5 protein-coding genes are annotated in these 6,135 nt (G+C 69.5%); 2 read left to right on the forward strand and 3 right to left on the reverse strand.

The features are described 5' to 3' along the window. Positions 1–113 precede the first annotated feature (113 nt). Together aroC and QZ607_RS02650 are read right to left on the reverse strand one after the other, a co-directional pair. Complete coding sequence (aroC, locus tag QZ607_RS02645; RefSeq protein WP_295879332.1) at positions 114–1,229, reverse strand: chorismate synthase; 1,116 nt, start codon at positions 1,227–1,229, stop codon at positions 114–116. A gap of 176 nt (positions 1,230–1,405) precedes the next feature. Continuing rightward, entirely contained in the window at positions 1,406–2,761 is a 1,356-nt protein-coding gene (locus QZ607_RS02650; protein ID WP_295879335.1) for a TolC family outer membrane protein, read from the reverse strand. Between the two features lie 191 nt (positions 2,762–2,952). Here QZ607_RS02650 and QZ607_RS02655 point away from each other — a divergent pair, with 191 nt between their 5' ends. Beyond that, positions 2,953–4,761 carry an ABC transporter ATP-binding protein gene (locus QZ607_RS02655; protein ID WP_295879336.1) on the forward strand — a complete coding sequence of 603 codons (1,809 nt, stop codon included), beginning with the start codon at positions 2,953–2,955 and terminating at the stop codon, positions 4,759–4,761. Between the two features lie 145 nt (positions 4,762–4,906). Here QZ607_RS02655 and QZ607_RS02660 read toward each other — a convergent pair whose 3' ends face one another. Then, complete coding sequence (locus QZ607_RS02660; protein WP_295879338.1) at positions 4,907–5,122, reverse strand: hypothetical protein; 216 nt, start codon at positions 5,120–5,122, stop codon at positions 4,907–4,909. 96 nt (positions 5,123–5,218) lie between these two features. Here QZ607_RS02660 and QZ607_RS02665 point away from each other — a divergent pair, with 96 nt between their 5' ends. After that, positions 5,219–6,076 carry a YheT family hydrolase gene (locus QZ607_RS02665; RefSeq protein WP_367268143.1) on the forward strand — a complete coding sequence of 286 codons (858 nt, stop codon included), beginning with the start codon at positions 5,219–5,221 and terminating at the stop codon, positions 6,074–6,076. Positions 6,077–6,135 lie beyond the last annotated feature (59 nt).

Consider the following 6,135-nt stretch of genomic DNA (forward strand, 5'->3'; position numbering starts at 1 on the left):
GGGAATGGCGTCGCCGGCCGCGCGTCCCGAGAGCAATTCAATATACCGTCCCCGTTATTGTCCCCGTTATTGGGCTCCGTGATGGTCACGTGGTCGGGAGGCGAAGCTGGGGGCTAGCCCTGGCCCGCTGGGATCGGCGCGAGGGGCGGCGTGACCTGGGCGTTCTGGCCGCGGTGGCGGAGCAGGTGGTCGGCCAGCACGATGGCGAGCATGGCCTCGGCGATGGGTGTGGCGCGGATGCCGACGCAGGGGTCGTGGCGGCCGGTGGTGACGACTTCGGTGGCCTGGCCTTCCAGGCTCACGGTGCGCCCGGGCAGGCGGATGCTGCTGGTGGCCTTCAGCGCCAGGCGGGCCACGATGTGCTGGCCGGTGGAAATGCCGCCGAGCACGCCGCCGGCGTTGTTGGACAGGAAGCCGTCGGGGGTGATCTCGTCGCGGTGCTCGGTGCCCTTCTGGGCCACGGCCGCGAAGCCGGCGCCGATCTCCACACCCTTGACGGCGTTGATGCCCATGAGCGCATGCGCGATGTCCGCGTCCAGGCGATCGAAGACGGGCTCGCCCAGGCCCGGCGGCAGGCCTTCGGCCACGACGGTGACCTCGGCGCCGATGGAGTCGCCGGACTTGCGCAGTGCGTCCATGTAGTCTTCGAGCGCCGGCACGCGGGCGGCGTCGGGGCAGAAAAAGGGGTTCTTATCGACCTGCGCCCAGTCGAAGCCGGCGGCGCCGGGGGTGCTGGTGGCGATGGGGCCGAGCCGCGACAGGAAGCCGCGCACCCGCACGCCGGCGAGCTCACGCAGGCAGACCTTGGCGATGCCGCCGGCGGCCACGCGGATGGCGGTCTCCCGCGCCGATGAGCGCCCGCCGCCGCGGTAGTCGCGGAAGCCGTACTTCATGGTGTAGGTGTAGTCCGCGTGGCCCGGGCGGAACCTGGCGGCGATCTCGGAGTAGTCCTTGGAGCGCTGGTCCTGGTTCTCGATGAGCAGCCCGATGGGCGCCCCGGTGGTGCGGCCCTCGAAGACGCCGGAGAGGATGCGCACCTGATCCGGCTCGCGGCGCTGGGTGGTGTGCCGCGACTGACCCGGCCGGCGCCGGTCGAGGTCGTGCTGGAGATCGGCCTCCGACAGCGGCAGACCCGGCGGGCAGCCGTCGAGGATGCCGCCGATGGCCGGGCCATGACTCTCACCGAAGCTGGTGAGGACGAAGGATTTGCCAATGGAGTTGCCTGACATGCGGGCGGCTGCTTATAGCGCGGGCGGGCTGTTTGTTGGGAGCGGGGCCGGTGATCGAGTGCTGGGGGCTGGGGGCTGGGGGCTGGGGGTTGGGGGCTTGGAGCTGGGGATACCGGACCCGCGCGCCGCGCGCTGAGCAACCGCAGCTGCCTCCGCCCTCCGCGCTCAGCCCTTCCTCAGTAAGCCGGCGGCGGCACCACGTCGGCCTCGGTGAGCCACTCGTTGCCTTTGGCCAGCACGTCGCGGGTCAGGGTGCTGGTGGCCTGGTGCAGGAGCACGCCGTTGATGATGTAGTCGTAGCGCGCGGCGAGATAGTCGAATTCCGCCTGGAACAGGGCGCGCTGCGCGTTCAGCACATCCACCTGGGTGCGGGTGCCGACCTCGAGGCCCGCCTGGGTGGATTCCAGCGAGCTGCGCGCCGAGACGATGGCCGCCTGCCGGGCACGCACGTCACTGATGCTGGAGAGGATACCGCGGAAGGCGTCCTTCACCTGGTTGATGACGGCGCGGCGCTGCTGGTCGAGGCGGTCCTGGGCGGCGCGGAACTGATGTCCGGCCTGGCGGGTGCGCGAGGCGACGGCGCCGCCCTGGTAGATGGGCACGTTGACCGTGAGCCCGACGAAGCCCGTGTCCGAATCGGTGTTGAATTCCGCGCCGGAGCGCGAGACATCGTAGCCCGCCTGCAGGCCGACGCTCGGATAGTAGCCGGAGCGCTCGATCTCGATGTCCTTGCGTGCGGCTTCAGCTGCCTCCCGGGCGGCGATGATGGCGTAGTTGTTGGCGAGCGCGGTGTCCGCCCAGACGTTGATGTCGTTGGGCTCCGGCGGCGCCAGCGGCAGCCGGTCGCCGAGTCGCGCCAGGGGTACAGACACAGGCCCAATGATGCGCCGCAGCGCTTCCCATGCGTTGTCGAGGTCGTTCTCGGCGGTGATGAGGTTGGCGCGGGAGCGGTCATAGGCCGCCTGGCTGTCGTTGACGTCGGTGATGGCCACCAGGCCCACCTCGAAGCGCTGCTTGGACTGCTCCAGCTGGCGCTCGTCGGCGGCCACCAGGGCCTCGGACACCCGCACCCGATCCGCCGCCTCCAGCACCGCGAAGTAGGCCTGGGTGACGCGGACCATGAGGTCGATCTGGGCATTGCGGTACTCGGCCTCTGCCTGGGCGATGGTGTCGTCCGCCTGGCTCAGGCGCACCCAGTCGGCGCGGTTGTAGACGGACTGGTTGACCACCGCGGTGGCACGCTGCGTGGAGTAGTCGTCGGTGCGGCTGAAGCTGCCGGTGACGCCGGTGCCGGAGGCATCGACGTTCTGATAGTCCACTTCGCCGGTGAGGCTGAAGTCGGGCAACAGCAGGGCCTTTGCCTGCGGTTTGACCTCCCGCGTGGCGTAGAGCCGCTGCTCCTGCTCGCGCAGGGTTGGATCGCTGTCCACCGCCAGATCGTAGACGGCGAGCAGATCCTCGCCGGGGGCGGTGACGGGCAGGAGGGCGATGACGCAGGCGCAGAGGAACGGCGCCGGTCGGTGCTTGATCATAGTCTCTCGCAGGGCCGGATGGCTTAGGCTGGGTGCACCACAGCGGAAGTATAGGTGACGATGTACCTTTGCCACAAATGCATTGCCCCTCCCGAACCCCGTCTTAATACGCATATACCCAGCCGCGTCAAGATCCTAATGATTTTTCCGAGAATGCTTGTGATGTTGCCAGCCACACGGCTGTTGCAGAAATGACCCAAGCAGACGGCTTGTCGCAGGCGCCTTCCGGCTATCGCTGGTCGCACCTCCTAGCCATGGCCGCCGCGCACAAGCGCGAGCTGCTGCTGGCCAACGCCATCGCCGTGCTCGCCACCCTGGCCGCCGTGCCCGTGCCGCTGCTGATGCCGGTGCTGGTGGACGAGGTGCTGCTGGAGCAGCCGGGCGCCGCCGTCGCCTTCATGAACGGCCTGTTCCCGGCCGCCTGGCATGGGCCTGTGCTCTACGTGCTGGCGGTGCTGACGGCGTCCATTGGGCTGCGGGCGCTGGCGGTGGGGCTCGCGGTTGTGCAGAGCCGCCAGTTCACCATCATTTCCAAGGACATCGTGTTCCGTATCCGCTCGGCCCTGCTCGGACGCCTGCAGCGGGTTTCCATGGCGGAGTACGAGACCTTGGGCAGCGGCACCGTGGCCTCGCACCTGGTCACCGACGTGGACGCGGTGGACGAGCTCATCGGCAGCGCCGTGGCCAAGCTCATCGTCGCTGTGCTGAGCATCCTCGGCACCGCGGTGGTGCTGCTCTGGATGCACTGGCAGCTGGGGCTCTTCATCCTGCTGCTGAACCCCCTGGTGATCTACGTGACGCTGGTCTTCGGCCGCCGGGTCAAGGAGATGAAGCGGCGCGAGAACGCCGCCTACGAGGCCTTCACCCAGAGCCTTACGGAAACGCTCGACGCCGTCCAGCAGATCCGCGCCGGCAACCGCGAGCGCTACTTCATCGGCCGCGGCATCGACACCGCCGACGCCATCCGCCGCTGGTCCTGCGCCTTCACCTGGAAGAGCGACGCCGCCAACCGGTTGTCGTTCACTGTGTTTCTGTTCGGCTTCGATCTGTTTCGGGCGGTGAGCATGCTGATGGTGCTGTTCTCGGACCTCACCATCGGCGAGATGCTGGCGGTGTTCGCCTACCTGTGGTTCATGATGGGGCCGGTGCAGGAGGTGCTGAACGTGCAGTACGCCTTCCAGGCGGCGGATGCGGCGCTGAAGCGCATCAATCGGCTGCTGGCCCTGCACCGGGAGCCGGACTGGCCCCATGCGGAGAATCCCTTTGCGGGCAAGCGCGCCGTGGCCGTGGCCGTCTCCGACCTGACCTTCGCCTACGGCGACGGGCCGCGGGTGCTGAACGGGATCTCGTTTCAGATCGCCGCCGGCGAGAAGGTGGCCATCGTCGGCGCGAGCGGTGGCGGCAAGACCACCCTGGTGCAGGTGCTGCTCGGGCTCTATGCGCCGAGCGGCGGTCGGGTGTGCTTCGACGGCGTACCGGTGCAGCGCATCGGCATGGACGTGGTGCGGGATAACGTCGCGACCGTGCTGCAGCATCCGGCGCTCTTCAACGACAGCCTGCGCCTGAACCTGACCCTCGGCCGCGATGTGCCGGATGCCCGGCTGTGGGAGGCCCTGCGCGTCGCGCAGCTCGCGGATGTGGCAGCGGACCTGCCGCAGGGGCTGGACACCCTGCTGGGCCGCAACGGCGTGCGCCTGTCGGGTGGGCAGCGCCAGCGGCTCGCGGTGGCGCGCATGGTGCTCGCGGACCCGAAGGTGGTGATTCTGGACGAGGCCACGTCGGCGCTGGACACCACCACCGAGGCGCGGCTGCACGCCGCACTGGCGCGCTTCCTGGCCGGGCGCACGACGCTCATCATCGCCCATCGCCTGAGCGCCGTGCGCCAGGCCGACCGGGCCCTGGTGCTGGAGCACGGGCGCATCGTCGAAGAAGGCAGCCACGCCGAGCTGATTGACGAGGACGGCGCCTATGCCGCGCTCTACGCGCGGCAGGTCGTGTAGCCCAGGTGCTCCGGCTGCGATCCATCGCCGGCCACTGTGCTGGCATCAGAATCGACATGACTGTCGACTTCGGGCACGCAATCGCCTGCGCGCTCGGCACGGCGCACGCAGCGCCGACACCCGCGGCGTCTCAGACGCAGGCGGCTCAGCCGGCGCCGCGCCGCCGCCGGGCGGCGCCTGGCCTGAGCCCCCGTCGCAGCCTCGCTCCCGCGGCACCGCGCGGCAGCAGCCGGCTTGTGAGTGCCGCCGCAGCGGCCAGCAGCAGCAAGAGCAGGAGCGCGCCGAGCGGGCTCACCCAGCCCAAGCCGAGCAGCATGACGCCGACGATGACCAGATTGATCCAGCCGAGAAGATTCAGCATGACCTCGACGATCCGGTGGTTGCGCTTGGCCGCCCGCCCGCAGCGGCTGCCTGCCGGCCTATGGCCGCGTGTTCAGGCACATGAGGTCGTCTCTGCATGAGCCCTGGCAACGCCACCAGCGACACCGGCGGTCGCATCGTCGTAAGCGACTTCCGCCCCGCCTGGTGGCTGCCGGGCGCGCATGCACAGACGCTCTGGGGCAGTCTCGCCCGACGGGCGCCGGCGCTCACGCATCTGCGCCTGCGGCGCCGGCGCATCGAGCTCGCCGACGGCGATTTCATCGACCTGGCGGTGGCGGACACGGAGGGTCCTGCGGTGCTCATCATCCACGGCTTGGAGGGCGGCCTGCGCTCGCATTATGCGGGCGCATTGGTGGCGCGGCTCGTCCGCGAGGGCTTCCGGCCCCTGTTCATGCACCTGCGCGGCGCGGGCGAGGAGCCCAATCGGCTCGACCGCTCCTACCACTCCGGCGCCAGCGACGACCTCGCCGAGGTGCTGGCGGTGCTCGCCGCCGATGCCGAGGGTGCACCGGACGCCGCCGTCGGCTTCTCCCTGGGCGGCAATCTGCTGCTCAAGTACCTGGGCGAGGGGCGCAGCGAGACCCACATCCAGCGTGCCATCGCCGTCTCCGTCCCCTTCGTGCTGCGGGACGCCATGCTGCGCCTGGATCTGGGCTTCTCCCGCATCTACCGTCGGCACCTGGTGCGGCGGCTCAAGCGCAGCCTGCGGCGCAAGCTGGAGCGCCGTCCCTGGCCAGCGGCACTGGCGCCGGATCTCGACCTCGCCGCCATTCAAGACTTCAACAGCTTCGACGACCGCATCACTGCTCCGCTGAACGGCTTCGAAGGCGTCTTCGACTACTACCAGCGCGCCAGCTGCCGGCAATACCTGCCGCACATCCGGACGCCGACCCTCGTGATTCAGGCCGCGGATGATCCTAAAAAGAGCAGTTGAACCCCTCGGCCGGCGAATTTCGCAGGCCGATGCAGCGCACAGGGCGTGCTCGCGCAGCC

This window comes from uncultured Thiohalocapsa sp. (genome assembly GCF_913063425.1).
In the GTDB taxonomy this organism is placed as follows: Bacteria; Pseudomonadota; Gammaproteobacteria; order Chromatiales; family Chromatiaceae; genus Thiohalocapsa.

What these genes read in the sequence shown, in the direction of transcription:
- aroC (WP_295879332.1), bottom strand. Translation starts at nt 1,229, where the DNA reads ATGTCAGGCAACTCCATTGGCAAATCCTTCGTCCTCACCAGCTTCGGT.
- QZ607_RS02650 (WP_295879335.1), bottom strand. Translation starts at nt 2,761, where the DNA reads ATGATCAAGCACCGACCGGCGCCGTTCCTCTGCGCCTGCGTCATCGCC.
- QZ607_RS02655 (WP_295879336.1), top strand. Translation starts at nt 2,953, where the DNA reads ATGACCCAAGCAGACGGCTTGTCGCAGGCGCCTTCCGGCTATCGCTGG.
- QZ607_RS02660 (WP_295879338.1), bottom strand. Translation starts at nt 5,122, where the DNA reads ATGCTGAATCTTCTCGGCTGGATCAATCTGGTCATCGTCGGCGTCATG.
- QZ607_RS02665 (WP_367268143.1), top strand. Translation starts at nt 5,219, where the DNA reads ATGAGCCCTGGCAACGCCACCAGCGACACCGGCGGTCGCATCGTCGTA.